Source organism: Xanthomonas campestris pv. asclepiadis, from assembly GCF_020784175.1.
In the GTDB taxonomy this organism is placed as follows: Bacteria; Pseudomonadota; Gammaproteobacteria; order Xanthomonadales; family Xanthomonadaceae; genus Xanthomonas; species Xanthomonas campestris_D.
This window is the reverse complement of record NZ_JAJGQM010000002.1, coordinates 40,458-65,867: the sequence shown is the minus strand read 5'-3', so window position 1 is coordinate 65,867 and position 25,410 is coordinate 40,458. Positions and strand designations below refer to the sequence as shown.

Here is a 25,410-nt window from a genome sequence, read left to right as displayed (position 1 = left end):
GTGCAAACGTGCGCGCGCAACAGGAGAGTGCAATGACCCGACAGCATCCTTGGCGGCTTGCGTGTGTCGCCGCGCTGATGTGGATCGCCGGCGCTATGCCGGCGTTCGCACAGCCGGACCTGAGCCGCACGATCGGCAGCACCGTCGCCGATCGTCCCAGTGCCTCGTATGACTTCAGCGCGTTGCGCCTGGATTCGGCCGATGGCCAACGCCATTACCGCGTGCGCATTGCCACCCCCAAAGCGGCGCCACCGACGGCGGGATATCCGGTGGTGTATCTGCTGGATGGCAATGCGGCATTGATGGAACTGGATGAGCGCCTGCTCGACAGCCTGCCTACCCAAGGCCATGCGCCGGTGCTGGTGTTCATTGCCGACGACAGCGCGTTGCGCATCGATGCGGTGGGGCGCAGCCTGGACTACACGCCGGCGCGCTACAGCGACGGGCGGGTGGAAACCGATCCGTTGAATCCGCAGCGCAGAACCGGTGGTGCGGCGGCGTTCGCGCAACTGATCGCAACACGCATTCGCCCGCAGGTGGAAGCGCGCGTGGCGGTGGATCGTCAGCGGCAGACGCTGTGGGGCCATTCGTATGGCGGGCTGTTCGTGCTGCAGGTAGTGCTGACGCAGCCGCAGCTGTTCCAGCACTACGTCGCGGTCGATCCGTCGCTGTGGTGGGGCGATGGGTTTGTCGTGCAGCAGGCGCAGCGTGTGGTCGAGCATGCACGGGAAGTTTCGGCAGGCACGCAGCCATCCAGGTGTCGGCTGACGCTGATGGCAGGCGAGGGCGCACCACCAGCGAAGAATGCAAAACCGGATCGTCCGGGGCGGCCGCGTGCAGATCCACAGGCCGCACAACGCCTCGTCGCGCTGCTGTCGTCGTTACCCGGCCTCACCGCCGACTATCAACCGCTGCCAGGCCTCAGCCATGGCCAGACGTTGGGCGCATCGCTGGCGCCAACGTTGCGGGATGCAGCGACGCGTCGATGACGTTCCATCAAGCAGGCGATCGAAGATAAACCGCTCCAGACATCGACGAGCACGCTGTTGCTGGTCGCAGCGCGGGCGCCGCGCGCATGCAGCGACGGCAACTCGGCGCAGGCACTCAATCGTCGCGCGTGTCGCTCAGGTCCGCAGCGTCGTCGGCAGCCTCGCTCAGGTCGCCGTGCGTGTCGTCGTTATCGGCGCGTGCGTAGTGCACGGTTTCCACCGGCCCACCGACTGCGCGGCCGCGCACCGGCAACAGCGCGCTGGCCGCTTCGTATTCGGCCAGCAGGGCATGCCGGCGCGCTTCCGGCACGTCCTGCCAATGGCAGTCGGTCAATGCGCCTTCCAGCGAATACAGCAGGTTGAGGCTGGGCTTGAAGCCGGCGCGGCGTACCTTGACGAATGCGCCCACCGCGCCCACCGCCTGCAGATCCTGCTGCGTGCGCAGGCCGACCTGGCGCAGCCACGCTGCACTTTTCGGGCCGATGTTGCGCAGCCGTTCGGTGGTCACGTCAGCGCGCCGACAAAGACCTGCGCGATGGCTTCCAGGCCGCGCTGATCGTCGGCGTCGAAGCGATCCAGCTCCGGGCTGTCCAGATCCAGCACGCCGATCAGCGCATCGCCCTTGACCAGCGGGATCACCAGCTCCGAGCGCGAGGCCGAATCGCAGGCGATATGCCCGGGGAAGGCATCCACGTCGGCAATGCGCTGACTCTGCCGGGTGCTGGCGGCCGCGCCGCACACGCCCTTGTCCAGCGGAATGCGCACGCAGGCCGGCAAGCCCTGGAACGGCCCCACCACCAGTTCGCGGCCGTCGTAGAAATAGAAGCCGGCCCAGTTGAGCGAAGGGAGCGAATTGAAGATCAGCGCAGCCAGGTTGGCGGCATTGGCGATCCGATCCGGCTCGCCGTGCACCAGTGCCTGGGCCTGGGCGGTGAGCTGGGCGTATTGTTCCGGCTTGCTGCCGGTCAGCGAAGAGGTGGCGAACATGGCCGAAGTTTAGCAGCGGCCGTCCGCAGCGGCATTGCGACTCAGCCGCGCGTTCGGATCCGCACGCTATGCTGCGCGCCCCCACGGCAACCGCGGCGCGGCCGCAGGAACACACGCATGCAGCTTCCGGCGTTGTATGTCACCGGCACCGACACCGGCATCGGCAAGACCATGGCTAGCACCGCTCTGCTGCACGCACTGCGCGCGCAAGGCCGCACGGCGGTAGGCATGAAGCCGGTGGCCAGCGGTTGCGAGAACACGCCGCAGGGCTGGCGCAACGAGGACGCGCTGGCGCTGCAGGCCGCCAGTGCCCCGCAACCCGACTACGCCACCCTCAATCCCTATGCCTTGCCCGCACCGCTGGCACCGGAACTGGCTGCCGCCGACGTCGGCGTGACCCTGGCGCTGGAGCCGATCGCCCAGGCCTTCGCGCAATTGCGCGCGCAGGCCGAGGTGGTGGTGGTGGAAGGTGTCGGCGGCTGGGCCGCGCCCTTGAGCGCCGACCTGGACCAGGCCGATCTGGTAACTGCGCTCAAGCTGCCCGTGGTACTGGTGGTCGGCATCCGGCTGGGCTGCATCAATCACGCGCGCCTGACCGCCGCGGCGATCGCCGCCGACGGGCTGGACTGCATCGGCTGGATCGCCAACGAGATCGACCCGCAGATGGAGCGCATCGAGGAGAACATCGGCATGTTGTGCCAGCGCCTGGCGATGCCGTGCTGGGGCCGGATCCGCTGGGCACCCGGTGCCGACGCCGCCCGCCAGGCGCAAGGGCTGCAGCTGCCAGCCTAGTTGGAGGCGGTCATTGCGTGTTCTGCTGCTGCGGACAGGCTCTTCATCGGCCCGGGCTGCGGCCCGCGCACGCGCCGCCGCTGAGATCAGGGCCGTGCTTCACCTCGCGCCCTGCGCCGGCAAGCGGACGTTGCGCTGTCGGTCCCGGGCGCCCGGCTCCGGTACGCTCCCTGCCGCAGCCCGCATGCCGGCGCTGCATTGAAGACGCCCGCACAGAAAGCAATAAAAAAGCCCGACAGAGGGAGGGATCTGTCGGGCCGGATTGCATGGGGGGAGGGACCCATGCAAAGGCGCTGAATGTTGGCGGCCGTTACTTGCGCCGGTTCTTGCCTGTTGCGCCGGCCTGTTTGCTGCCGGTGTCGAACTGCTGCTTTGCAAACTGTCCAAGCTCGCTGGACATCTTCAATCCCATCCCAACCACTTCCTGATTGGCCGAAGCCAGCCGTTCCAGGTTGTCGCGGGCCAGTTGCAGGCCTTTTGGCCAAAGCGTCTGGTAGGCACCCAGATCGCGTGCCTGCGCAAACTCACCGAAAAACGTGGTGGTTGCGTGGACGTTCTGTTCCAGCGTGTCCAATGCCAACTGGTTGGCACGTGCTGCGACAGAGGCGAACTGACTGGTAAAGCTGTTTTCGAACTGCGCCGACATTGCGAACCCCTTGGGGAAAGCCGTGACCGTTTGTTGCGTTGCAGCATACGCGGATATTGTTGCGATGCAACACGTTTGCTGAAAATTTTCGAAATCGCCTGGAAAGTGGCGTGGAATCAATCAATTATTCGTGCCGCAGAAATGGAAAGGCCGCCCAGCAGGCGGCCTTGGGTCACACGACTGCGCGACACGATCAGCCGCGATAGCGGCAGCCGGAGGTGCAGGTTTCATGCACCACGATCTCGCTCAGCTGCGGCAGTGCCGGCTTGAGCTGGTTCCAGATCCAGATCGCCAGCCGCTCGCTGGTCGGGTTTTCCAGTCCCTCGATGTCATTGAGGTAGTGGTGGTCCAGGCGGTCGTAGATCGGTTGGAAGGCGGCCTTGATGTCGCCGAAATCCATGATCCAGCCGGTCTCGGCACCGGGTTCGCCGCTGACATGCAGCTCGACCCGGAACGAATGCCCGTGCAGGCGGGCGCACTTGTGGCCGGGCGGCACATTGGGAAGCCGGTGCGCGGCTTCGAGCGTAAAGACTTTGAAGATATCCATGCGCGCCATTGTAAGTGCGCCGGTGCCTGCCGGGCTGACCCGATCGCGGCGACACAGCGGACTGGCGCGCTCGCATCGCACCCACAACACGGGTTGGCCGCACCGCGCCGGAGCACCACACCCGGCCGCACGAAGTCCGACGCGCGTCCTACCGCGTCTGGCCAACGGCGTGTGTCACCGCGCGTCATATCTCTATGCAGATCTGTAATTTTTGTTAATCGATTGCACGTGGCCCACTGCAACACCCCCATTCATGGAGGCCGTGCGTGAAGCGCCCGATGCCTTATCTGCTGTCTGCTGCCGTTCTGTCGGCGCTGATTCCCCTCGCCCATGCCGATGACGCGACACCCGGCGCGGGCAAGACCCTGGCCACCGTCAGCGTCACCGGCTCCAACATCAAGCGCACCGATAGCGAAGGCCCGAACCCGGTGCAGGTGATCGACCGCCAGCAGCTGGAGCAGTCCGGCAAGGTCACCGTGGCCGACGCGCTGCGCGCGATCTCGGCCAACACCGGCAACGCCACCAACGAAACCACCAACAACGGGTGGGCCTCCGGCTCGGCGGGCATCGGCCTGCGCGGGCTGTCGCAGAAGAACACGCTGGTGCTGCTCAACGGACGCCGCCTGGCCAACTACGGCTTTCCTGTCAATGGCCTGGGCGACACCTTCGTCAACCTCAATGCGCTGCCGCTGGTGGCGGTGGAACGTATCGAAGTGCTCAAGGACGGCGCCTCTGCCGTGTATGGCTCCGATGCCGTGGCTGGCGTGGTCAACATCATCACCCGGCAGGATTTCCAGGGTGCCGAGCTGGGCCTGAGCGGCGGCACCTCCGATCAGGGCGGCATGGACACCCAGCGTGCCAAGTTCATCGGCGGCATCGGCGACCTGGATAGCGACGGCTACAACATCCTTTTCAGTTTCGACGCCTACAACCGTGATCGGCTGGATCAGGACCAGCGCGCGCTGACCCGCTCGGGTATCTACACCGACCTGCCCGGCGGGCGCTGGAACGGCTGGTCGGCCAAGGGCGCGCGTTACCTGGTCGGTGGCCGCTCGGTGCCGATGCTGGATGCGCAAGGCAACTGTCCCGCCGGGACGGTATTGACCGCCAGCGCACCGATCGACGGCCTGGCCGGCGACACCTGCGGCTTCAACCAGGCCCCGTTCACCACGCTGATCCCCTCGACCAAGCGCTATCAGGCCTACACCAACGCCACCTTCCGGCTCAGCGACACCGTCGAAGCCTTCGGCGAGGCGCTCTACAGTGAGGTCAAGGGCGTGTCGATCTTCGGCTCCAGCCCGTACTTCACCCTGGAAGGCGGCCGCTTCGCCTTGAACGCCAGCAGCGGGCTGGCCGAGCCGGTGTCCAACCTGCTGCCGGCCTCCAGCCCGTACAACCCGTACGGCAGCGCGGTGCCGATCGAATACACCTTCTTTGATCTGGGCCAGACGGTCAAAACCAATCGCTCGCAGTCCTACCGCTTTCTCGGCGGCGTGCGCGGCAAGACCGAGCGCTGGGATTGGGAAGCGGCGGCGTTCGCCGCGCGCAGCACCGAGCATGAGACCGTCTCTGGCGGTTTCGCCAATCGCTTCACCCTGGCGCAGGCGCTGGCCGACGGCAGCTACAACCTGCTCGATCCATCGGCCACGCCGCAGTCGGTGATCGACGGCATCAACCTCAGCACCTTGCGCCCGGCGCAATCGACGCTGCGCGGCGTCGATGCCAAGGTGTCCGGCAACCTGTTCGAGCTGCCGGCCGGCAGCGTCGGATTCGCCGCCGGCGCCGAGTGGCGGCAGGAGGAGCTGGTCTCGCGTAATCCCTGGCAGATCGACCAAGGCCTGCAGATCCGTCCCGCAATCGCCGCGGTGGATGGCGAGCGCAGGGTGTCGGCGCTGTATGCCGAGGTCAACCTGCCGCTGCTGCAGTCGCTGGAACTGCAACTGGCCGGGCGCGGCGATCATTACAGCGATTTTGGCGAGGCGTTTTCGCCCAAGGCCAGCCTGCGCTGGCAACCGCTGGACGCCGTGCTGGTGCGCGCGGCCGCCTCGCGCGGATTTCGCGCACCGTCGTTGTCGGAGAATGCGGCCAGCACCAATATCTCCTACGGCTCGGTGGTCGACCCGTTCGATCCGGACGTGCCGGGCTCGCGCCAGAACCCGACCTTCTTCACCGTCGGCAACACCGCGCTCGAACCCGAGCGCACGCGCAGCTACAACCTCGGCGTGGTGCTGTCGCCGTGGGCCGACACCAGCCTGAGCGTGGACTGGTACAAGATCGAGCTGGAGAATCTGGTCGGCACCGGCAACAACGCCACCATCGTGCAGAACAACGACCCGGCCGACGTCATCCGCGACGCGCGCGGCACGCTGGTGGCGGTGTACAACCGTTACCAGAACCTCAGCGAACTGACGACCTCGGGGATCGATGTGGAACTGCGCCAGCGCTGGCGCACCGAAGCAGCTGGCAACTTTGGCCTCAACACCGCCTATACCCATGTGCGCGATTACCGCCGCCCCACCGTGGTCGGTGGCCCGTTGCAGGATTACGCCGGCAGCAATCTCGGCCCGTCGCTGCCACGCAACAAGGCCACCACCACGCTGGACTGGAACCTGGGCACCGTCAGCGCCGCACTGACCTGGTACCACACCGGCGGCTACGACCAGAAGGCCAGCGCCGCGGCTACTGCCGTGCAGTCGCGCGTGGGCGACTACAACCAGTTCGACCTGTATCTGGGGTACACCGGGATCGACAAGCTCACCCTGTACGCCAAGATCGAGAACCTGGCCGACAAGCAGCCGCCGGTGGATGCCTCGTTCCCGGGCATTCGCGCCCCTTACGACTTCACCCAGTACGACCTGCGCGGGCGTTATTTCACCGTGGGCCTGGACTATCGATTCTGACTGGCACAGGCACGGCCCATGCACGCCCGTGCAATGGTGCGTGCGTGCTCCAGCGTGCTGTCTCAACCCAATCGCCGTTCGCCCCCGGACACTCTTCAAGGAACTCCGATGATGTCTTCGCAGCACGCCTGGCTGCTCGCCCTGGCTTTTGTCGCACCTTCCCTCGCGGCCCAACCTGCGGCCCAACCCGTTGCGCTGCCGGGTTACGACACCGCTGCCGCACAGGCGCAGCGCGCGCTGGAAGCGCGTTTCGATAGCGGCCTGAAGGACGCCGATTACCGCGGCTGGTTGAAGCAATGGGCGTCGGCGCCCAATCACGTTGGCTCGCCGCACAACCTGGAGAACGCCCGCGATCTGCAAAACCGCTTGCGCGGCTACGGGTGGGACGCGCGCATCGAAACCTTCCAGGTGCTGTGGCCCTCGCCCAGGAGCTCGCAGCTGGAATTGCTCGGGGCCAAGCCGTATGTCGCGCGTCTGAAGGAGCCGCCGCTGCCAGGCGACAGCACCTCCACTCAAACCGAGAACGTCTTGCCGCCCTACGTCATCTACGGCGGCAATGGCGATGTCACCGGCGATCTGGTCTACGTCAATTACGGCATCGCCGAAGACTACGAAGCGCTTGCGCGCAACGGCGTGGACGTGCGCGGCAAGATCGTCATCGCCCGCTACGGCAAGGGCTGGCGCGGGCTCAAGCCGCGGCTGGCGCAGGAGCATGGCGCGATCGGTGCGATCATCTATTCCGATCCGCGCGACGACGGGTATTTCCAGGATCGGGCGCATCCGGATGGCCCGGCACGCAATCAGTGGAGCGTGCAGCGCGGCTCGGTCGCCAATTTCGCCATCTATCCCGGCGATCCGCTCACTCCGGGCGTCGGCGCCAGCAAGGGCGCCAAACGCCTGAGAATCGACCAGGCCGGCAGCGTGTTGAAGATCCCGACCCTGCCGATCAGCTGGGGCGACGCGCAGCCCTTGCTGGCCGCGTTGGGCGGGCCGGTGGCGCCGGAGGACTGGCGCGGCGCGCTGCCGATCACCTACCGCATCGGCGGCGACGACACCGCGCGCGTGCATCTCAAGGTGGATGCGGACTGGGGCAGCAAGACCATCTACAACGTCATCGCCACCCTGCGTGGCAGCGAGTATCCGGACCAGTGGGTGGTGCGCGGCAATCACCGCGACGGCTGGGTGTTCGGTGCGGCCGATCCGCTCTCGGGGACTACTGCCTTGCTGGCCGAAGCCAAGGCGATCGGCGAACTGGCCAGGCAGGGGCAGCGCCCCAAGCGCACGCTTGTCTACGCCAGTTGGGATGGCGAGGAGGCCGGCCTGCTCGGCTCTACCGAATGGGCCGAACAGCATGCCGACGAACTGCGCCGCAAGGCGGTGCTGTACGTCAACACCGACGGCAACGGGCGCGGCTTTCTCAATGCCGGCGGCAGCCATGCGCTGCAGCGCCTGGTCAACGGCGTGGCGGCGGACCTGCGCGATCCCGACAGCGGCGTGAGCGTGCTCGAACGTCAACGCGCCCGCGCCCGCATCGATGCGCTGGCGCCCACCGCCAAGCCGGCGCAGAAGGACATCGCCAGGCAGGTCGCGGCCGGCGGCGACGTGCCACTCAAGGCGCTCGTCTCGGGCAGCGACTACAGCCCGTTCCTGCAACATCTGGGGCTGACCACGCTGGATCTGGGCTATGGCGGGCAGGGCGGCGGCAGCGGTGTCTATCACTCGCTGTACGACTCCTACGACTATTTCGCGCGCTACATCGACCCGGACTTCAGCTATCTGCCGCTGTTGTCGCAGACGGTCGGCCGCACGGTGCTGCGTGTCGCCAACGCGCCGGTGTTGCCGCAGCGCTTCGGCGACTTCGCCGACGCGGTGGCCGGCTACGCGCAGGAGCTCAAGCAGCAGGCCGACAACGACCGCACTGCCGCACGCACCCAGGCCGAGTTGTTGCAGGCCGGCGCCTATGCGGCCGTCGACAACCCGAACCGGCCGCAACGCGCCCCCGAGCCGAAAGCCGCGGTGCCGCAGATCGACTTCGCCGCACTGGATCAGGCCATTACCCGCCTGCAAACCAGTGCCAGACGCTACGACGATGCGCTGGCATCGCGCGGCGGCGCGTTGGATGCACGCGTGCGCGGCAAGCTCAATGCCTCGCTGCAGCGCATCGACCAGACGCTGCTGGCCGAAGGCGGTCTGCCGGGGCGGCCGTGGTACCGGAACCTGATCTACGCCCCCGGCCTGGCCACCGGTTACGAGGTCAAGACCCTGCCCGGCATCCGCGAAGCGCTGGAAGACCGGCGCTGGGAGGATCTGAGCGCCTATATCGTGCAGACCGCTGCGGTGCTGGATCGGTACCGCGAGGCGATCGATCGCAATACCGCGTTGATCGAAGGCTAGGGGAGCGACGCACTGCGTTCGCGAGGTCTGCGCGCAGTTTTGTTCGCACCCGAGCGCCCACATCGTCTGTGCCACGCCCACAAAAAAGCCGCCCCGAAGGGCGGCTTTTTTGTCAGTTCAACCTACGCCTAAGCGCCGGCCAAACAGGTGCGCAGGATTCAGCGCGTACCGCTCGGACGCTGACCGCCACGGCCGCCATCGCGACGGCCTGCGCCGGCACCGGCGGCAACACCGGCCTGACGCGGCCCGCTGCTGCGCTGGCCACCCGGCTTCTTCGGGCCGGCATGCGCATGCGCCTGACGCGGTGCATCGCCATGCGGACGACGGGCGTGGCTCTTGCGCGGCGCGCGATCGCCACCCGGCTGCTCGGCACGACCCGGGGCACTGTTGCCCCAACGGATCGGGGTCTGCGGCTCGTAGCCCGGCACGTCGCGGATTTTCACATCGCGGCCCAGCATGCGCACGATCTGGCGCAGCAGCTTGGCTTCGTCCTGCGCCACCAGCGAGATCGCCTCGCCGGTCGAGCCGTTACGGCCGGTGCGGCCGATGCGGTGCACATAATCCTCGGCCACCATCGGCAGGTCGTAGTTGATGACCTTCGGCAGTTGGTCGATATCGATGCCGCGCGCGGCGATATCGGTGGCCACCAGCACGGTCACGCGGCCGGCCTTGAAGTCGCTCAGCGCGCGCATGCGCTGGCCCTGGCTCTTGTTGCCGTGGATTGCCGCGGTCTTGATGCCGGACTTCTCCAGGAACAGCGCCAGCTTGTCGCTGCCATGCTTGGTGCGGGCGAACACCAGGGTCTGCTCGCGGCTGTCCTGCGCCAGCAGGTGCAGCAGCAGGTCGCGCTTGCGCGCGCCATCGACCGGGTGCACGCGGTGGGTGATGCTCTCGGCCACGGTGTTGCTCGGGGTGACCTGGATCTGCATCGGGTTGCGCATGAACTCCAGCGCCAGCTGCTTGATGTTCTCTTCGAACGTGGCCGAGAACAGCAGGGTCTGGCGGTCCTGGCGCGGCAGCTTGGTCAGGATGCGCTTGATCGACGGCAAAAAGCCCATGTCGAGCATGCGATCGGCTTCGTCCAGGATCAGCACTTCGATGCCGGACAGGTCCACGCTGCGACGCTCGATATGGTCAATCAGCCGGCCCGGGCAGGCGATCAGCAGGTCCACGCCACGACGCAGGGTGTCGAGCTGGTTGCCCATGCCCACGCCGCCGTAGATCACCGCGCTCGGAATGCGCAGGTACTTGCTGTAGCCGCGCAGGCTGTCGTGCACCTGGGTGGCCAGCTCGCGGGTGGGGGTCAGGATCAGCGCGCGCGGCTTGCGCGGGCCGTTGACCGGCTGCGGCGTGGTGCCCAGGTGCTGCAGCAGCGGCAGGCCGAATGCGGCAGTCTTGCCGGTACCGGTCTGCGCGCCAGCCAGCAGGTCATGACCTGCCAACACCAGCGGGATCGCCTGCTGCTGGATCGCAGTGGGGGTTTCGTAGCCCTGCTCGGCCAACGCGCGCAGCAGGAAGGGCGCCAGGCCCAGGGATTCAAAAGACATCAGGAAGCTCCAAGTAAAGCGTCGCCGCCAGGACAGGCCCGGAGCGCAAACGCATTGCAGATGCAAAAAGGTGAGGCTCGGAGCGTTCCCGTGAACCGCGCTGCGAGATGGTGGAACAACCCAATCAAGAAGCGATGGGTTTGTCGGCACCACGAAAGGCGTCGGGTGGGGCGGGCGAGCGGATCGATCGATCCTGGCCTCGCCGGCTGTCCCTAAGGGAAACGGACGGCCGCATGCAGACCGGGCCAGTGTACGCGCGTTTGGCGCGCTGCACAAAAGGCGAGTTCATCGGTTGGGCTACGGGTTAGTTGTTTCAGTTGCAACTACTGTTGCCGCAGGCCGTACAATCGACCGATCAGCCACAGCACAGGACGGTCATGAAGCTAGGTTCCCTGAAGGAGGGCGGCCGCGACGGCAGCCTGATCGTGGTCGCGCGCGACCTGCGCACGGCAGTGCGCGCCACCGGTATCGCGCCCACGCTGCAGCGCGCGCTGGAAGACTGGAGCAATGTTGCGCCGCGCCTGAATGCCCTGTCGGCCTCGCTCAACGAGGGCAGCGCCGATGGCGTGTTCGATCTGGATCTGCAGGCGCTGGCCGCACCGTTGCCGCGCGCCTACGAGTTCGTCGACGGCAGTGCCTACCTGCCGCACGTGGAGCGCGTGCGCCGTGCGCGCAATGCCGAGGTGCCGGAAAGCTTCTACACCGACCCGCTGATGTACCAGGCCACCAGCGCCGGGTTCTACGGCCCGCGCGATGCGATCAAGGTGATCAGCGAAGACCACGGCATCGATCTGGAAGCCGAACTGGTGGTGATCACCGACGATGTGCCGATGGGCGCCTCGCCCGAGCAGGCCGCCGCGCATATCCAGCTGGTCGGCCTGGTCAACGACGTCTCGCTGCGCAATCTGATCCCGGCCGAGCTCGCCAAGGGCTTCGGTTTCGTGCAATCCAAGCCGCGCTCGGCGCTGTCGCCGGTGTTCGTCACCGTCGATGAGCTGGACGAGGCCTGGCGCGACAACAAGGTGCACCTGCCGCTGGTCACCCACGTCAATGGCGCCTGGTTCGGCGCGCCGGAAGCCGGCAACGACATGCAGTTCGACTTCGCCGAGCTGATCGCCCACGCCGCCAGGACCCGGCCGCTCTCGGCCGGCACCATTGTCGGCTCCGGCACCATCGCCAATCAGGACACCACGCTGGGCGCCTCGTGCTTTGCGGAACAGCGCGTGGTGGAAACCCTGCGCGACGGTGCGCCGAGTACGCCGTTCCTGTCCTTCGGCGACGTAGTTCGGATCGAGATGTTCTCCGCCGATGGCGGCAGCATCTTCGGTGCAATCGAACAACGCGTCGAACGTCAGCCGCTGCCATGACATCGGCGCTGGCGTCTGCACAACACCACACGCGAGACCGGGCATGAGTGCGCCACTGGAATTGTTCTCGTACTGGCGCTCCAGCGCCGCATATCGCGTGCGCATCGGCCTGCAGTTGAAGGCGCTGGCCTACCTCGCGCATCCGGTGCATCTGGTGCGCGATGGCGGCGAACAACACGCCCCCGCCTATGCGCAGCTCAATCCGCAGCAACTGGTGCCGACGTTGCGACATGGCGCGGTGGTGATTCCGCAGTCGCTGGCGATCCTGGAGTATCTGGAAGACGCGTTCCCGGACAGCACGCGGCTGCTCCCCGCCGCGCCGGCCGCGCGCGCCCGCGTGCGCGCCCTGGCGCAGGTGATCGCCTGCGATGTGCATCCGCTCAACAATCTACGCGTCACCCAGTTTTTCGAGCGCGAATGGCAGCTGGATGCCGCGCAACGCCAGCTGTGGACGCAGCACTGGATGCAGCGCGGCTTTGCGGCACTGGAAGCGCAGTTGGCAGGCGATCCGCACACCGGCACGTTCTGTCACGGCGACACGCCGGGCCTGGCTGATTGCGTGCTCATTCCGCAGCTGTACAACGCGCGCCGTTTCGCCGTCGATCTGATGGCATATCCCATCCTGCAACGCATCGAACAGGCCTGCCTGGCATTGCCGGCGTTCGATACGGCGCGGCCGGAAATGCAGACTGACGCGGCAGTGTAGAAGCGGGGAGTTGCCGGCCGCATCTGCCCGTCGGGCAGCCTCCTGCAATGCTAGAGGGCGCGCCAAGCCATCGACGCGCGTGCGGACCCTGGCGCTCACGCCGGTCTACTGCAGGTCGCTGATCTGCGGCCGCGCTGCAGGGCCCTTGCCCACCCACCATCGCGGGACACGCTGCAAGTACGTCCGTGTAAGCTCTTACGCGGCATCCATGCCGCGTAAGGTCCCGCGACGGTGGGCGGGCAAGGACCAGTCGAGATGGTCGGTGTGCAGGGGTGCAAACAAGGCAGGATGTGCGTTGTTTGAATAACGCCGCGTCGGATCAGCTTCGCAACCCAAGGCGATCAATCTGCAGGCTTTCAAAAAAGCTACCGATTAACTCTCTGGTGCGGTGAGGGCACCGCGCCCTCGACCCACTCAGCGTTTGAGCTGGACTTCTGGCTGCATCCACCAAAATGCGGCCGACAAAACCACTGCGCTCACCGCCCGGCGGCCGCACGCTCAATTTTGTTGGTCGCTCTAAACAAACCCGTGGCTGATCTTGGGCGCCGCGGCGGTCTCGTAATCGGCATACGGGTCATGCTCGCCGGAGCCGCCCTCGGACAGGCGAAACTTCAACGCCAGCCCATCGCGCGAGTCGGCCGCGCGCAGCGCTTCCTCCTGCTCGATTTCGCCGGACTTGACCATGCGGAACAGGCATTGGTCGAAGGTCTGCATGCCTTCTTCCAGCGATTCTTCCATCGCCTGCTTGACCTCGTGCACCTGGCCGCGGCGCAGCAGGTCGCGGATCATCGGCGTGTTGAGCAGTACCTCGGTCGCCGGCCGGCGGCGTCCGTCCACGCCCTTGACCAGGCGCAGCGACACCACGGCGCGCAGATTCAGCGCCAGGTTCATCAGCACGTTCTTGTGCGCGCTCTCGGGAAAGAAATTGAGGATGCGCTCGATGGTCTGGTCGGCATTGTTGGAGTGCAGCGTCGCCAGGCACAGGTGGCCGGTCTCGGCGAAGGCGATCGCCGCCTCCATGGTCTCGGCGTCCAGGATCTCGCCGATCAGGATCACGTCCGGCGCCTCGCGCATCGCGTTCTTCAGCGCACTCTGGAAGGCATGCGTGTCCAGGCCCACCTCGCGCTGGTTCACGATCGACATCTTGTGCTTGTGCAGATATTCGATCGGGTCCTCGATGGTGAGGATGTGCCCGGTGGTGGTGCTGTTGCGGTGGTCGATCATCGAGGCCAGCGAGGTCGACTTGCCCGAGCCGGTCGAGCCGACCACCAGCACCAGCCCGCGCGGGGTCATGATGACGTCCTTGAGCACCTGCGGCAGATTCAGCTCTTCGATGCTGGGAATCCGGCTGCGGATGGCGCGGATCACCATGCCCACCTCGCCACGCTGTTTGAACACGTTCACGCGGAAGCGTCCGGCGTCCTGCAGGGCAATGGCCATATTGAGTTCCAGGTCGCGCTCGAACTGCGGCACCTGGCCTTCGTCCATCAACGAGTAGGCGATTTTCTTGACCATTCCCGGCGGCAACCCCGTATTGCCGAGCGGGTAGAGCTTGCCTTCGATCTTGATGTACACCGGCGCGCCGGTGGTCAAGAACATGTCCGAGGCATTCTTCTCGGTCATCAGCTTCAGGAAATAGCCGATATCCATGCGCAATGGTTCCCCAACAAACAGCAGCGTCTCGTTGCAAGTCCGCCGCAGGCTTCCGACAATGGCCGTGCTCGAGACTTCTCGCTACGGCTCCCCTAATGACGGCTAGCTTCGCATACTTGCGGCGATCCCTGTATGGCATCGCCTGTTTCATGGTTCTTTCCTCTCCTGCTGCCGCCCAGGTGGCACCGGAGCTCACCGCCGCCGAACAGGCCGTGCAACGCGCCACCCAGGCCGATGCCGACCAATACGCCCCCGATCTGGTCAACCTGGCCCGCCAGGAACTGATGCAGGCCCAGCAGGCGCAACTGGACAAACGCCAGCGCAAGCAGATGCCACAGATCGCCTTGCGCGCAGCGGCCGACGCCGACCTGGCCAAGGCGCGCAGCGAAGAAGCGGTGGTCACCGCCCAGCTGGAACAACGCCGCAAGGAAGTGGCGCAGTTGCAGAACAGCCTCAACACCGGGGAGGCCGGCCGATGAAGCTGCGTCCGCTTCTCTATCTCGGTGTGCTGAGTCTTGCCACCTTGCCGCCGCTGGCAATGGCGGCCAAGGACGACCCGCAGGCCGATGCGCTCAACCGGCGCCTGGCCGCGTTGCAGAACGACCCGCAGACCAACGAACTGGCCCGCTTCGAGCGGCTGCAGGCGCAGCAGAGCGTGGCGGCGCTGGCCGAGGCCAAGCGGCGCGACCGCGACGAACTGGTGTTCCTGGCCGACCGCCGGGTTGAAATCGCCGAACTCACCGCCCGCACCGCGCTGGCACGGCGGGAGCTGGATCGTCTGGAGGGCACCCGCAACGACCTGTTGATCGAGGCCAGCCGCCGTGACGCCTCGCGCGCGCGCCAGGAGGCCGAGCGTCTGCGCGTGCAGGCGCAGATCCAGGCCGAGGAGGCCGAGCGCATGCGTCAGGCGGCCGAACAGGAGACCCTGGCCCGCCAGGATGCCGAGCTGGCGCTGACCAGCGTGGCCGGCAAGCAGACCGCCAAGCTCAATGCGGCCCAGCAAAAGGCCGTGCAACTGGCGCACGAAGAAGCCGAGCTGGTGTCCGGGGCCAAGTTGCCGTCCGCCAAGTTCGACAGCCGCGGCGAAGTGTTTTCGCTGGGCAGTGGCGCGTTCGGTGGCAAGGCGGCGCTGTCCGGCGATGCCGCAGGGCAGGCCAAGGCGCTGGCCGAGTATCTGAACATCGGCAAGAAGGGCCGGGTCAGCATCGTCGGCTACGACAACGATGCGACCACGGCCAAGAAGCGGGCCGAAGCAGTACGCGATGCGTTGGTGGCTGCCGGCATTGCCAGCGCACGCCTGCAGGTCAATGGCACCAAGGCCGCCGCCAGCAAGACGCGCGCTGCCGAGGTGGTTGTGTCGCCGTAATGCAAGTGGTTGGAAGTTAAGGTCTTTTAACCCGGGCATGACGCCCGGTTGAACCGCGGTCACTGATTGGCACAGGGAACGGCAAAAGCGGCCGTTCTGGCCTTGAACCCCCTCCGCGACCGGCGTAGGGTCGTACTCCCGGGCAGCACTCCGCTGCCTGGACGTACGGAGGGCCGGGCCAGTGACGCAAGGGCACGCATCAACGCAATTCGGTGGACAGCGTGTGGGTTCCGCCAGTGCGCTTGCCATTGTGATCCGCGAGTCTTCCATCCCCAAGCAGCGCCCCGTGCCGCCCGCGGCCGGGGCGTTCTTGTTTTAAGTGTTTCAAGTGAAGGAGGTAACGCCATGTTCGAAGGGCAACCGCAGACCGAAATCGACGCATTGGTCAAGTCCGATCCCGAGTTCAAGCAGCTGTACCAACGCCACAAGCTCTTGAACAAGAAATGCATGGACGCCGAACTCGGGGTGCTCCCCATCGACGACGTGACCTTGGGCCAGATGAAGCGCGAAAAGTTGCAGGCGAAAGAGAAGCTCACCCGGATGTACGACCAGCTCACCCACTGATCCTTCCCCACCGTTAGAACAAGTTCACCGTCGCGGGCGGTGGCGGCCTCCTCGTCGGCTTGCCACCGTCCGCGTCTTTATTTGCGCAACCCGTGTCACGCGGCTAGCAAGATGGTGCGAACGCCTGCCTGACGGCCTTGTAGTCAGGTCGTCGGTCGTCGTTGTAGTGCTTGTTGAGCCCGCTCGTTCATGGGCAGGCGCGATCGGGTCCAGTCTGAATGAGCATTCCCCAGCCGTTCGTCGGATAATGGGCGGCCAAGCCCCGCGCGACGCAGTGACGATATTCCGATGGCGATCCATTCCTCCGTACTCGAACTGATCGGCAACACGCCGATCGTCAAGGCACAGCACCTGGACACCGGCGTCTGCGAGCTGTTCCTCAAGCTGGAGGCGGCCAACCCCGGCGGATCGATCAAGGACCGCATCGGCCTGTCGATGATCGAAGCGGCCGAGCAGCGCGGTGACCTTACCCCCGGTGCGACCCTGGTCGAAGGCACCGCCGGCAACACCGGTCTGGGGCTGGCATTGGTGGCGCAGCAGAAGGGCTACACGCTGATCCTGGTGGTGCCGGACAAGATGAGCCGCGAGAAGATCTTCAACCTCAAGGCCATGGGCGCCCAGGTGGTGCTGACCCGTTCGGACGTGGCCAAGGGCCACCCGGAGTACTACCAGGACCTGGCCGCCAAGATTGCCGCCGAGACCCCGGGCGCCTACTTCATCAACCAGTTCGGCAACCCGGACAACCCGGCCGCGCACGAATTCGGCACCGGCCCGGAAATTCTGGCGCAGATGGGCGGCCAGCTGGACGCGATCGTGTTTGGCTGCGGCAGCTCCGGCACCATGACCGGCCTGTCGCGCGCGTTTGCCACCGCCTCGCCGCACACCGAGCTGGTGCTGGCCGACCCGGTCGGTTCGATCCTGACCCAGTACATCGAAGAGGGCACGGTCAGCGAAAAATCCGGCAGCTGGCTGGTCGAAGGCATCGGCGAGGACTTCCTGCCGGATATCTCCGATTTCTCGCGGGTCAAGAAGGCCTATTCGATCACCGACGCGGAAAGCTTCCACACCGCGCGCGAGTTGCTGGCCAAGGAAGGCATCCTTGGCGGTTCGTCCACCGGCACCTTGCTGGCTGCTGCGCTGAAGTACTGCCGCGAGCAGACCACGCCCAAGCGCGTGCTGGTGTTTGTCTGCGATACCGGCAACAAGTACCTGTCCAAGATGTACAACGACTACTGGATGCTGGACAACGGCTTCCTGGAGCGCCCGCAGCATGGCGATCTGCGCGACCTGATCCTGCGCCCGTACAACAAGCGCGACACCGTGGTGGTCGGGCCGAAGGACCTGCTGACCACCGCCTACCAGCGCATGAAGCTGTACGACGTCTCGCAGCTGCCGGTCATCGATGACGGCGAGCTGGTCGGCATCGTCGACGAGAGCGACGTGCTGTTGCATGTGTACGGCGACGAGGCGCGCTTCCGCGACCCGATCTCCACCGCCATGGTCAGCAAGCTCGATCGCCTGGATGTCGCCTCGCCGATCGAAGCGCTGCTGCCGGTATTCGACCGCGGCCAGGTCGCCATCGTCATGGACGGCAACCAGTTCCTCGGCCTGATCACCCGTATCGACCTGCTGAACTACCTGCGCCGCCGCGTGCAGTGATCGCTGTCGGCCGCGCGCCCGGACGAGACGCGCGGCACCGGCCATTCAGACCTGCTTGCTACAATCCGCCACTTTTTCCGGGAACCTCCATGTCCAATCGCACCCCACCCAGCCACGATGGCGAGCGCGCGCTGTCGCTCGCGACGCTGGCGATCCATGGAGGGCAGTCGCCGGATCCCAGCACCGGGGCGGTGATGCCGCCGATCTATGCGACGTCCACCTATGCGCAGTCCAGCCCGGGCGAGCATCAGGGCTTCGAATACTCGCGCACCCACAACCCCACGCGCTTTGCCTATGAGCGCTGCGTCGCATCGCTGGAAGGCGGCACGCGCGCGTTCGCGTTCGCCTCCGGCATGGCTGCCACCTCCACGGTGATGGAGCTGCTGGACGCCGGCAGCCACGTGGTGGCGATGGACGACCTGTACGGTGGCACCTTCCGCCTGTTCGAGCGCGTGCGCCGCCGCACCGCCGGCCTGGATTTCAGCTTCGTCGACCTGACCGATGCGGCCGCGTTCGAAGCGGCGATCCGCCCCGACACAAAGATGGTGTGGATCGAGACCCCGACCAACCCGATGCTCAAGCTGGTCGATATCGCGGCCATCGCCGCGATCGCGCGCAAGCACGGCCTGCTGATCGTGGTCGACAACACCTTCGCCTCGCCGATGCTGCAACGCCCGCTCAGCCTGGGCGCCGACATCGTGGTGCACTCGGCCACCAAGTACCTCAACGGTCACTCGGACATGGTGGGCGGCATCGCGGTGGTCGGCGACAACGCCGAACTGGCCGAGCAACTGGCCTTCCTGCAGAACTCCATCGGCGGCGTCCAGGGGCCGTTCGACAGCTTCCTCGCCCTGCGCGGCCTCAAGACCCTGCCGCTGCGCATGCGCGCACATTGCGACAACGCCCTGGCGCTGGCGCAGTGGCTGGAAACCCATCCCGCGATCGAAAAGGTGATCTACCCCGGCCTGGCCTCGCATCCGCAGCACGCACTGGCCCAGCGCCAGATGTCCGGTTTCGGCGGCATCGTCTCGATCGTGCTCAAGGGCGGCTTCGATGCGGCGAAGCGTTTCTGCGAACGTACCGAGCTGTTTACCCTGGCGGAATCGCTCGGCGGCGTGGAAAGCCTGGTGAACCATCCCGCCGTCATGACGCATGCCTCCATCCCGGTGGACCGCCGCGACCAGCTTGGCATCAGCGATGCGCTGGTGCGGTTGAGCGTGGGGGTTGAGGATGTGGGGGATTTGCGGGGGGATCTGGAGCAAGCGCTTGAGGCATTCAGGTCCCCATGACCGCGTCTCCGCAACGTCAGGGCATCTCTGCCTCTTGGCGGACCGGGCTTGCAGGACTGCACCTTCAGTCATGGGTGCGTAAGCAGCCTTGGCTGCAGCGCATCTATCGATTGTTCCCGCCCAGTTTGCGCGATCGCGTATCTGCAGCCCTGTCCGCCCGCTCTGTCGTCAATACGCGCTTCCAGCGGACCGATGCCTGGGAACACGCTCTGAAAGGCAGCGATGCGTCCTTAGGTATTGAGAAGGAGGGCATTGCGCCCAGGTCTAGATCGTTGGCGGGAATCAATATCCTTGGTTACATCCGCGGCGAATTCGGGCTGGCCGAGAGTGCCAGGATGTATGCGCGTGCGCTCATCGATGCGGGTGTTCCGGTGTCGTTGTACGACCTGGATATGGGCTTGCCGCATTCGTGGCAGGACCGGAGCATGGATAGCTTCATCGATCAGCGTCTGCCGCACCGGGTCACCGTCGTGTTCGTGAATCCGGACTACATGGAGGCCGCACTCGAGCAGGTCGGTCGTGCGCGCATGGAGGGGCATTACGTTATCGCCTGCTGGTTCTGGGAACTTGAAGTGGTCCCGCCAAGCTGGTTAAGCGCCATCGGGCTCGTGGACGAGATCATGGTGGCCTCGCGGTTCATCGAAGACGCCTTTGGGCGAGTGACAGACAAGCCCATCATGCGGCTGCCCCTGCCGTTGTCCGACTTGCGTGATAGTGGGCTGCAGAGACATGACTTCGGGCTTGATGCAGGCAAGTTCATTTTTCTTTTCACCTTCGATTTCCATTCCTTCGTCGCCAGAAAGAATCCCCATGCAGTTGTGCATGCATTTCAACAGGCGTTCCCGCGTGATCGTGACGACGTCTGCCTTGTCCTGAAGTCAAGCAATGGACACATGTATCCCGAACAGATGCGTGAGCTCCTCACACTCGTGGTCCAGGATTCGCGAATCCTGCTACGTGATGAAGTGATCGACAAAGCGCATGTGCGTGCACTCCAGCGCTGCTGCGATGTGTATGTCTCGCTACATCGGGCAGAGGGTTTCGGACTGGGACTTGCCGAATGCATGTCGCAAGGGAAGCCTGTCATCGCGACCGGATGGTCGGGCAATATGGAATTCATGACCGATCGGAACTCTTGTCTTGTAGAGTACGATTTGGTCGCCGTTGCAGGCCAGTACCCCGACTCGGACGGTGCCCGGTGGGCTGAGCCGCGAGTTGAAAGTGCCGCTGCTGCCATGCGGCGCCTTGCAAATGATCCCGAGCGCGCGCGCGAGCTCGGCGAAGCGGCAAGGGCAGATATCTGTTTGCAACTTTCTCCAGACAGCGCAGCGCGGCATTTGTCAGCGAGAGCTGCGGAAATCACAGAGGCTATGAACTGAACGCACAGGTAATGCAGCGCCCCCATCTCGGCATGCAGCCAATCGCGTGTATTCCATTCCGCCAGATAATAAAAAATCCAGAGGTAGTGACGTTGGACATGATCCGGTCCGTATGGGCTTTCCGATACTTCATTCTTTCATCAATCAGGAATGAACTGCGTGTCCGTTTTGTACGGAGCAAGCTGGGTGCGCTGTGGATGGTCATCCATCCGCTCATGCAGGTATTGATCTTTGCGACGATCCTCTCGGAGGTCCTGGCTGCGAAGCTGCCAGGTGTCAACAACAAGTTTGCTTATGCGTTATACCTGATGGCCGGAACACTTTGCTGGAGCATGTTTGCTGAGTGCATCGGTAAATGCGCTTCGTTGTTTGTGGACAATGGCAATCTGATGAAGAAGCAGGCTTTTCCGCGGATCTGCCTTCCGCTCATCGCTGGCGGCACCGTTCTGGTGAACAATCTTCTATTGTTTCTGGCGATCATCATCGTTTTTGCTGTATTGGGGCACACGCTGGGGCTGCAAGCATGCTGGCTACCCTTGCTGATGCTGCTGACGCTGGCTTTTGCGATGTCGATCGGACTGTTGCTCGGTGTCTTTAATGTCTTCGTGCGTGACATCGGGCAGGTTGTGCCAGTCGTTCTGCAGGCCATGTTTTGGGTAACACCTATCGTCTATACCATCGACATTCTTCCGGCGCAGACGCAGCAACTGTTCAAGCTCAATCCGCTATTCCCGCTGGTTAGCGCCTACCAGGGAGTTCTTCTCTACGGGCGCTCTCCGCAGTGGATGGATCTAGTGCCGTTGATGGCGGCGACGGCCGTTCTGTGCGCTGTGTCTCTGGTCGTTTTCCGTCGCGCAAGTGCCGAAATGGTGGATGCGCTATGAGTGCCGTGCTGACGGTTGAGGGTCTGGGGAAATCCTACCGTGTCTGGGGTAGTGAGTGGCTTCGTGCGGCCAGCTGGTTCGGCCTGAAGGTCAAGCCGCGGGAGGAGCACTGGGTTCTGCGGAATTTTGGGTTTTCGGTCGCTCCGGGTGAGTCGATCGGAATCATGGGGCGCAATGGCGCCGGAAAGAGCACATTGCTCAAGCTGATCACCGGTACATCGCAACCCACCGAAGGGCGTATCGTTCGGCGCGGGCGCATTGCTGCGATCCTTGAACTCGGTATGGGGTTTAATCCCGACCTGAGTGGACGGGAAAACGCCCGGCATTCGGCCGGACTTATGGGCTATACGCTGGAACAGATCGAGACGGTGCTGCCGGAAATACAGGAATTTGCGGAGATCGGCGAGTATTTCGATGAGCCGGTACGCACATATTCGAGTGGCATGCAAGTGCGTGTCGCGTTCGCAGTCGCTACTGCATTCCGTCCCGATATACTCATCGTCGACGAAGCATTGTCGGTCGGAGACGTGTATTTTCAGGCCAAATGTTTCAAGCGAATCCTGTCGTTCAAGGAACAGGGGATGACGCTGATCCTGGTGAGTCATTCGGTGGGAGACGTCGTCAAGCACTGTGACCGGGCTATCTTGATCAAGGACGGCGGCGTGCACGCCGATGGTCCGTCCCGCGAAGTATCCAACCTGTATCTCGATGAGCTATTTGGCAAGAAGCCCGTCTCGCTTGAAGCGGAGGCCAAGGACACCCCGATGGAGTTCCGTACCGGCAGCGAAGACGTGTTCCATACCCGGCCATATTACAATGCGGCTGAGCATCGCTGGGGGCAGGGCGGTGCACGAATTCTGGATTACGTGGTTGCCAGCGACGGTCAGGAATTTCCCGCGCGTGTGGAAAGCGGCTCAAGGACGACGTTCTACGTCAAGATCGCATTCGATCAGGATTTCGATAGCGTAGTCCCGGGTATCTTGGTAAAAACGCTTGAAGGATTGTTTCTCTACGGAACGAATTCCTTTCTTTCCAGTGAGGGTCGCACCGGGATTGCGGCTAAGGCAGGAGACGTGATTGTCTGCAAGTTCACCATGCCTCTTGATCTGAATGAAGCGAATTACCTGATTTCGCTCGGCATCTCCAGCGGAGATCCGCTAGTGGAATTGACACCACTGGATCGGCGTTACGATGCCATCGTGCTGAACGTGGCCAGAGGTATGCAGTTTTGGGGAATGATGGACCTAAAGGCCGATTTCGAAATCGTGGAGGCCTTGTCATGACGTCGGCAGGATTTCACATCAATTCAAAGAGCGAATAGTCATGACCGAGTTACTGAATATGGGCGCCCTTGTGTCAGCCCTGCCCGAGAAATATCAGCCGATTTTCGCGCATCCGGACCTGTCCGATGGCAGCTCGCGTGGTTGCGAGGATAGGCTGCTGTTAATTCGCCAGTGCGCGCAGCGCCTTCAGGCTGCGCTCGGGCGTCCGCTACGCGTCCTCGATCTTGGCTGTGCACAGGGCTTCTTCTCACTGAACCTGGCGTCTGATGGCCATACGGTACACGGCGTGGACTTTCTCGATCTCAATGTAAATGTGTGCAAAGCGCTGGCTGCTGAGAATCCGTCGTTTGCAGCGAGCTTTGAGCACGGTACGGTTGAGGACGTGATAGATCGGCTTGAACAGGATCAGTACGATCTGGTCCTCGGGCTCAGTGTCTTCCATCATCTCGTACACGCCAGAGGCATCCTGAGCGTATCGGAGCTGTGTCGTAAACTTTCGGAAAAGACTGCTGCGGGAGTGTTTGAACTCGCCTTGCATGAAGAGCCACTTTACTGGGCGCCATCATTACCGCAGGATCCTGCCGAAATCTTGTCCAGTTACGCGTTTGTGCGCCTGCTTTCGCGACAAGAGACACACCTTTCAGCAGTGTCAAGGCCGCTCTATTTCACGAGCAGCCAGTTCTGGTATGTGGACGGAATCATCGGTGATTTCACGTCCTGGTCAGCCGAGTCGCATGCGCATGGGCGGGGCACGCACCTGCAATCGCGTCGCTATTACTTCGGGGCGCAGGTTTTCGTAAAAAGAATGACGCTGGGCGTTGAAGAACGCGCAGAGATCAACTTGCGTGAATTCATCAATGAGGTGGAGTTTTTAAGCAATCCACCGCTGGGTTACCCGGCGCCGCGCCTGATCGCGTCGCTGAACGATTCCAGGGATTTGTTTCTTGCCAGGTCCATGATGGATGGGCGGCTTCTTTCCCAAGCGATCGACGATGGCTCGGCTTATGACGCCGATGAAATAATTGCGCAGATTCTTGGGCAACTTGTGTTGCTTGAACGCGCTGGCTTGTATCACAACGACGTGCGCTGCTGGAATATCCTCATCACATCGGAAATGCGCGCTGTACTGATTGATTACGGTGCGATTTCGACCAAAGCCGCCGACTGCTCCTGGCTTGAGGATTTGCTGTTTTCCTTCCTGATCACAGTCAAGGAGATTCTTGAACGCCGGGTTGTTTCCTCCAGTCCAAGCCGTGAGCCTGCGCTGGATTTCACGACACTTCCCGCGCGGTATTGCAATGCGTTTGTAGCGCTCTTTGGACAGAATCGTTCCCAGTTGACGTTCGCCATGCTGCAGCAGTGTCTTCAGCAAGCCGATGCCGCCCCGGCCCCGCTTCCCGAGTGGTCATCGATTTACCAACGTCTGCATAACGCGCTACTCATCTATAACGCGCGGCTGAGCGCGGTGCATATCGAAACGGAGCATCATCGGGTGGAGCTTGCCGCGCGTGGCGCGGCGATCGAGCATCTTCGCGATAACGCATCGAAAGATCAGGGGCGCATCCAGTTGCTTGAAGAGCAAATTGCCGCTTCCGAAAGCAGGTGCCAGCGACTTGAGGAGGACAGCGAGAAACTGGCGGCTTGGGCCAAAGGACTCGAAGCTCAAGCGATCGCATCTAACCGTGAGAGCGAAGCGTCGGCCGCGCGCGCTTCCGGTCTGGAATCAGGCAACGTTGCAGTTGCGGCGCGCATCGCCGAACTTGAGCAAGAGGTAGGGGAACGCCAGCGTGCGCGGGAGCTGACTGAGTTGCTGGCCGCACGTGCTGCCGAGCTGGAATCTGACAAGGCTGTACTTGCAGCCAGGATTGCCGAGCTTGAGCAAGAGCTGCAGGAGCGCCAGCGTGTGCGGGAGCTGGCCGAGTTGCTGGCCGTCGACGTGGCGCGACTGACCGAAGAGCGTGACGCTGCGAGGACTGATGTGCTGGGCATCCAACGCGTCGTTGAGCAGCAGGAAACGACGAATGCTGACTTGCAGGCTCGAATTGCCTCACAGCAGCAACAGATTGGCCAGCTCGAGAACTCGCGCGAGCAGGATAGAAGCCGATTGAAAGAGCTGCAGACCGATCTTTCCAGAAGCATGCAGATTGCCACTGCAGCACGAGAGCACATTCGTGAGCTCGAGTTGGCGGTGGAGGTCCTGGAAGGACAGATCGACAGCCTTCACGCAAGCCGGTCCTGGCGGATTACGGCGCCGCTACGTTTGTTCACCACACGAGTACTGAAACGTGGCGGCGGCAATGTTGCGAGTATCCGTGACGCGTCAGACCCACAGTTGGAGGACGTGGCCACTCCTGATGGTTCGGTGCCGAGTCCGGCCGAAGCTGCAATGGACAAGCGTGTTGCCGCAGTCGATCAGCTGGGTAGTCGTATCCGCAAGTCACGTAAATAATCCAGGGGA

The 25,410-nt window shown here is 63.9% G+C and carries 21 protein-coding genes; 15 read left to right on the top strand and 6 right to left on the bottom strand.

The window, feature by feature from the left end:
* Positions 1-77: 77 nt before the first annotated feature.
* Entirely contained in the window at positions 78-989 is a 912-nt protein-coding gene (locus LL972_RS01170; RefSeq protein ID WP_323134199.1) for an alpha/beta hydrolase, read from the top strand.
* A 115-nt stretch (positions 990-1,104) separates the two neighbouring features.
* On the opposite strand, the gene LL972_RS01165 is transcribed toward LL972_RS01170, so the two are convergent.
* Together LL972_RS01165 and LL972_RS01160 are read right to left on the bottom strand one after the other, a co-directional pair.
* Positions 1,105-1,497 (bottom strand): TfoX/Sxy family protein, encoded by a 393-nt coding sequence (locus LL972_RS01165; RefSeq protein WP_228326062.1) that lies wholly within the window; start codon positions 1,495-1,497, stop codon positions 1,105-1,107.
* Entirely contained in the window at positions 1,494-1,976 is a 483-nt protein-coding gene (locus tag LL972_RS01160; protein ID WP_055824820.1) for a GAF domain-containing protein, read from the bottom strand. The genes LL972_RS01165 and LL972_RS01160 overlap by 4 nt, the downstream gene beginning before the upstream one ends.
* Before the next feature lie 117 nt (positions 1,977-2,093).
* On the opposite strand from LL972_RS01160, the gene bioD reads away from it, so the two are divergent.
* The gene (bioD, locus tag LL972_RS01155) at positions 2,094-2,768 is read left to right on the top strand and encodes a dethiobiotin synthase (RefSeq protein ID WP_228326061.1); all 675 of its coding nucleotides are present in this window, start codon (positions 2,094-2,096) and stop codon (positions 2,766-2,768) included.
* Between the two features lie 310 nt (positions 2,769-3,078).
* Here the strand turns inward: bioD and LL972_RS01150 are convergent, their stop codons facing one another.
* Together LL972_RS01150 and queD are read right to left on the bottom strand one after the other, a co-directional pair.
* The gene (locus tag LL972_RS01150; RefSeq protein WP_228326180.1) at positions 3,079-3,414 is read right to left on the bottom strand and encodes a phasin family protein; all 336 of its coding nucleotides are present in this window, start codon (positions 3,412-3,414) and stop codon (positions 3,079-3,081) included.
* A gap of 193 nt (positions 3,415-3,607) precedes the next feature.
* A complete protein-coding gene (queD, locus tag LL972_RS01145; RefSeq protein WP_039529685.1) occupies positions 3,608-3,961 on the bottom strand; it encodes a 6-carboxytetrahydropterin synthase QueD in 354 nt (117 codons plus the stop codon).
* Between the two features lie 278 nt (positions 3,962-4,239).
* Between queD and LL972_RS01140 the strand changes: the two genes are divergently transcribed.
* Positions 4,240-6,861: a TonB-dependent receptor plug domain-containing protein gene (locus LL972_RS01140; RefSeq protein ID WP_266104443.1), complete on the top strand. Its 2,622-nt coding sequence runs from the start codon at positions 4,240-4,242 to the stop codon at positions 6,859-6,861.
* A gap of 108 nt (positions 6,862-6,969) precedes the next feature.
* Positions 6,970-9,255, top strand: coding sequence for a transferrin receptor-like dimerization domain-containing protein (locus LL972_RS01135; RefSeq protein ID WP_323134197.1), 2,286 nt, complete (start codon positions 6,970-6,972; stop codon positions 9,253-9,255).
* A 158-nt stretch (positions 9,256-9,413) separates the two neighbouring features.
* Here the strand turns inward: LL972_RS01135 and LL972_RS01130 are convergent, their stop codons facing one another.
* Positions 9,414-10,802, bottom strand: a complete 1,389-nt coding sequence (locus LL972_RS01130) for a DEAD/DEAH box helicase (RefSeq protein ID WP_228326058.1) — start codon at positions 10,800-10,802, stop codon at positions 9,414-9,416.
* Between the two features lie 377 nt (positions 10,803-11,179).
* Between LL972_RS01130 and LL972_RS01125 the strand changes: the two genes are divergently transcribed.
* Together LL972_RS01125 and maiA are read left to right on the top strand one after the other, a co-directional pair.
* Positions 11,180-12,169 (top strand): fumarylacetoacetate hydrolase family protein, encoded by a 990-nt coding sequence (locus LL972_RS01125; RefSeq protein WP_228326057.1) that lies wholly within the window; start codon positions 11,180-11,182, stop codon positions 12,167-12,169.
* Positions 12,170-12,212: 43 nt separating this feature from the next.
* Positions 12,213-12,875: a maleylacetoacetate isomerase gene (maiA, locus tag LL972_RS01120; RefSeq protein ID WP_228326056.1), complete on the top strand. Its 663-nt coding sequence runs from the start codon at positions 12,213-12,215 to the stop codon at positions 12,873-12,875.
* 516 nt (positions 12,876-13,391) lie between these two features.
* Here maiA and LL972_RS01115 read toward each other — a convergent pair.
* Positions 13,392-14,525, bottom strand: coding sequence for a PilT/PilU family type 4a pilus ATPase (locus LL972_RS01115; RefSeq protein ID WP_228326055.1), 1,134 nt, complete (start codon positions 14,523-14,525; stop codon positions 13,392-13,394).
* Between the two features lie 98 nt (positions 14,526-14,623).
* On the opposite strand from LL972_RS01115, the gene LL972_RS01110 reads away from it, so the two are divergent.
* The 9 genes from LL972_RS01110 to LL972_RS01070 all read left to right on the top strand — a co-directional run bounded on the left by LL972_RS01110 (position 14,624) and on the right by LL972_RS01070 (position 25,401).
* Positions 14,624-15,007, top strand: a complete 384-nt coding sequence (locus LL972_RS01110; protein WP_228326054.1) for a DUF4398 domain-containing protein — start codon at positions 14,624-14,626, stop codon at positions 15,005-15,007.
* The gene (locus tag LL972_RS01105) at positions 15,004-15,894 is read left to right on the top strand and encodes a hypothetical protein (RefSeq protein ID WP_228326053.1); all 891 of its coding nucleotides are present in this window, start codon (positions 15,004-15,006) and stop codon (positions 15,892-15,894) included. The genes LL972_RS01110 and LL972_RS01105 overlap by 4 nt, the downstream gene beginning before the upstream one ends.
* Positions 15,895-16,239: 345 nt before the next feature.
* Positions 16,240-16,458, top strand: a complete 219-nt coding sequence (locus LL972_RS01100; protein ID WP_002814034.1) for a YdcH family protein — start codon at positions 16,240-16,242, stop codon at positions 16,456-16,458.
* 288 nt (positions 16,459-16,746) lie between these two features.
* Positions 16,747-18,117 carry a pyridoxal-phosphate dependent enzyme gene (locus tag LL972_RS01095; protein WP_228326052.1) on the top strand — a complete coding sequence of 457 codons (1,371 nt, stop codon included), beginning with the start codon at positions 16,747-16,749 and terminating at the stop codon, positions 18,115-18,117.
* Between the two features lie 89 nt (positions 18,118-18,206).
* Complete coding sequence (locus tag LL972_RS01090; protein WP_228326051.1) at positions 18,207-19,406, top strand: cystathionine gamma-synthase; 1,200 nt, start codon at positions 18,207-18,209, stop codon at positions 19,404-19,406.
* Complete coding sequence (locus tag LL972_RS01085) at positions 19,403-20,785, top strand: glycosyltransferase family 4 protein (protein WP_228326050.1); 1,383 nt, start codon at positions 19,403-19,405, stop codon at positions 20,783-20,785. Before LL972_RS01090 ends, LL972_RS01085 begins: the two co-directional genes overlap by 4 nt.
* A gap of 98 nt (positions 20,786-20,883) precedes the next feature.
* Positions 20,884-21,669 (top strand): ABC transporter permease, encoded by a 786-nt coding sequence (locus LL972_RS01080; protein ID WP_228326179.1) that lies wholly within the window; start codon positions 20,884-20,886, stop codon positions 21,667-21,669.
* Positions 21,666-22,952 (top strand): ABC transporter ATP-binding protein, encoded by a 1,287-nt coding sequence (locus tag LL972_RS01075; protein ID WP_228326049.1) that lies wholly within the window; start codon positions 21,666-21,668, stop codon positions 22,950-22,952. The genes LL972_RS01080 and LL972_RS01075 overlap by 4 nt, the downstream gene beginning before the upstream one ends.
* Positions 22,953-22,992: 40 nt before the next feature.
* Positions 22,993-25,401: a methyltransferase domain-containing protein gene (locus tag LL972_RS01070; protein ID WP_228326048.1), complete on the top strand. Its 2,409-nt coding sequence runs from the start codon at positions 22,993-22,995 to the stop codon at positions 25,399-25,401.
* Positions 25,402-25,410 lie beyond the last annotated feature (9 nt).

What these genes read in the sequence shown, in the direction of transcription:
- LL972_RS01170 (WP_323134199.1), top strand. Translation starts at nt 78, where the DNA reads ATGTGGATCGCCGGCGCTATGCCGGCGTTCGCACAGCCGGACCTGAGC.
- LL972_RS01160 (WP_055824820.1), bottom strand. Translation starts at nt 1,976, where the DNA reads ATGTTCGCCACCTCTTCGCTGACCGGCAGCAAGCCGGAACAATACGCC.
- bioD (WP_228326061.1), top strand. Translation starts at nt 2,094, where the DNA reads ATGCAGCTTCCGGCGTTGTATGTCACCGGCACCGACACCGGCATCGGC.
- LL972_RS01150 (WP_228326180.1), bottom strand. Translation starts at nt 3,414, where the DNA reads ATGTCGGCGCAGTTCGAAAACAGCTTTACCAGTCAGTTCGCCTCTGTC.
- queD (WP_039529685.1), bottom strand. Translation starts at nt 3,961, where the DNA reads ATGGATATCTTCAAAGTCTTTACGCTCGAAGCCGCGCACCGGCTTCCC.
- LL972_RS01140 (WP_266104443.1), top strand. Translation starts at nt 4,240, where the DNA reads ATGCCTTATCTGCTGTCTGCTGCCGTTCTGTCGGCGCTGATTCCCCTC.
- LL972_RS01135 (WP_323134197.1), top strand. Translation starts at nt 6,970, where the DNA reads ATGATGTCTTCGCAGCACGCCTGGCTGCTCGCCCTGGCTTTTGTCGCA.
- LL972_RS01130 (WP_228326058.1), bottom strand. Translation starts at nt 10,802, where the DNA reads ATGTCTTTTGAATCCCTGGGCCTGGCGCCCTTCCTGCTGCGCGCGTTG.
- LL972_RS01125 (WP_228326057.1), top strand. Translation starts at nt 11,180, where the DNA reads ATGAAGCTAGGTTCCCTGAAGGAGGGCGGCCGCGACGGCAGCCTGATC.
- maiA (WP_228326056.1), top strand. Translation starts at nt 12,213, where the DNA reads ATGAGTGCGCCACTGGAATTGTTCTCGTACTGGCGCTCCAGCGCCGCA.
- LL972_RS01115 (WP_228326055.1), bottom strand. Translation starts at nt 14,525, where the DNA reads ATGGATATCGGCTATTTCCTGAAGCTGATGACCGAGAAGAATGCCTCG.
- LL972_RS01110 (WP_228326054.1), top strand. Translation starts at nt 14,624, where the DNA reads ATGACGGCTAGCTTCGCATACTTGCGGCGATCCCTGTATGGCATCGCC.
- LL972_RS01105 (WP_228326053.1), top strand. Translation starts at nt 15,004, where the DNA reads ATGAAGCTGCGTCCGCTTCTCTATCTCGGTGTGCTGAGTCTTGCCACC.
- LL972_RS01100 (WP_002814034.1), top strand. Translation starts at nt 16,240, where the DNA reads ATGTTCGAAGGGCAACCGCAGACCGAAATCGACGCATTGGTCAAGTCC.
- LL972_RS01095 (WP_228326052.1), top strand. Translation starts at nt 16,747, where the DNA reads ATGGCGATCCATTCCTCCGTACTCGAACTGATCGGCAACACGCCGATC.
- LL972_RS01090 (WP_228326051.1), top strand. Translation starts at nt 18,207, where the DNA reads ATGTCCAATCGCACCCCACCCAGCCACGATGGCGAGCGCGCGCTGTCG.
- LL972_RS01085 (WP_228326050.1), top strand. Translation starts at nt 19,403, where the DNA reads ATGACCGCGTCTCCGCAACGTCAGGGCATCTCTGCCTCTTGGCGGACC.
- LL972_RS01080 (WP_228326179.1), top strand. Translation starts at nt 20,884, where the DNA reads ATGATCCGGTCCGTATGGGCTTTCCGATACTTCATTCTTTCATCAATC.
- LL972_RS01075 (WP_228326049.1), top strand. Translation starts at nt 21,666, where the DNA reads ATGAGTGCCGTGCTGACGGTTGAGGGTCTGGGGAAATCCTACCGTGTC.
- LL972_RS01070 (WP_228326048.1), top strand. Translation starts at nt 22,993, where the DNA reads ATGACCGAGTTACTGAATATGGGCGCCCTTGTGTCAGCCCTGCCCGAG.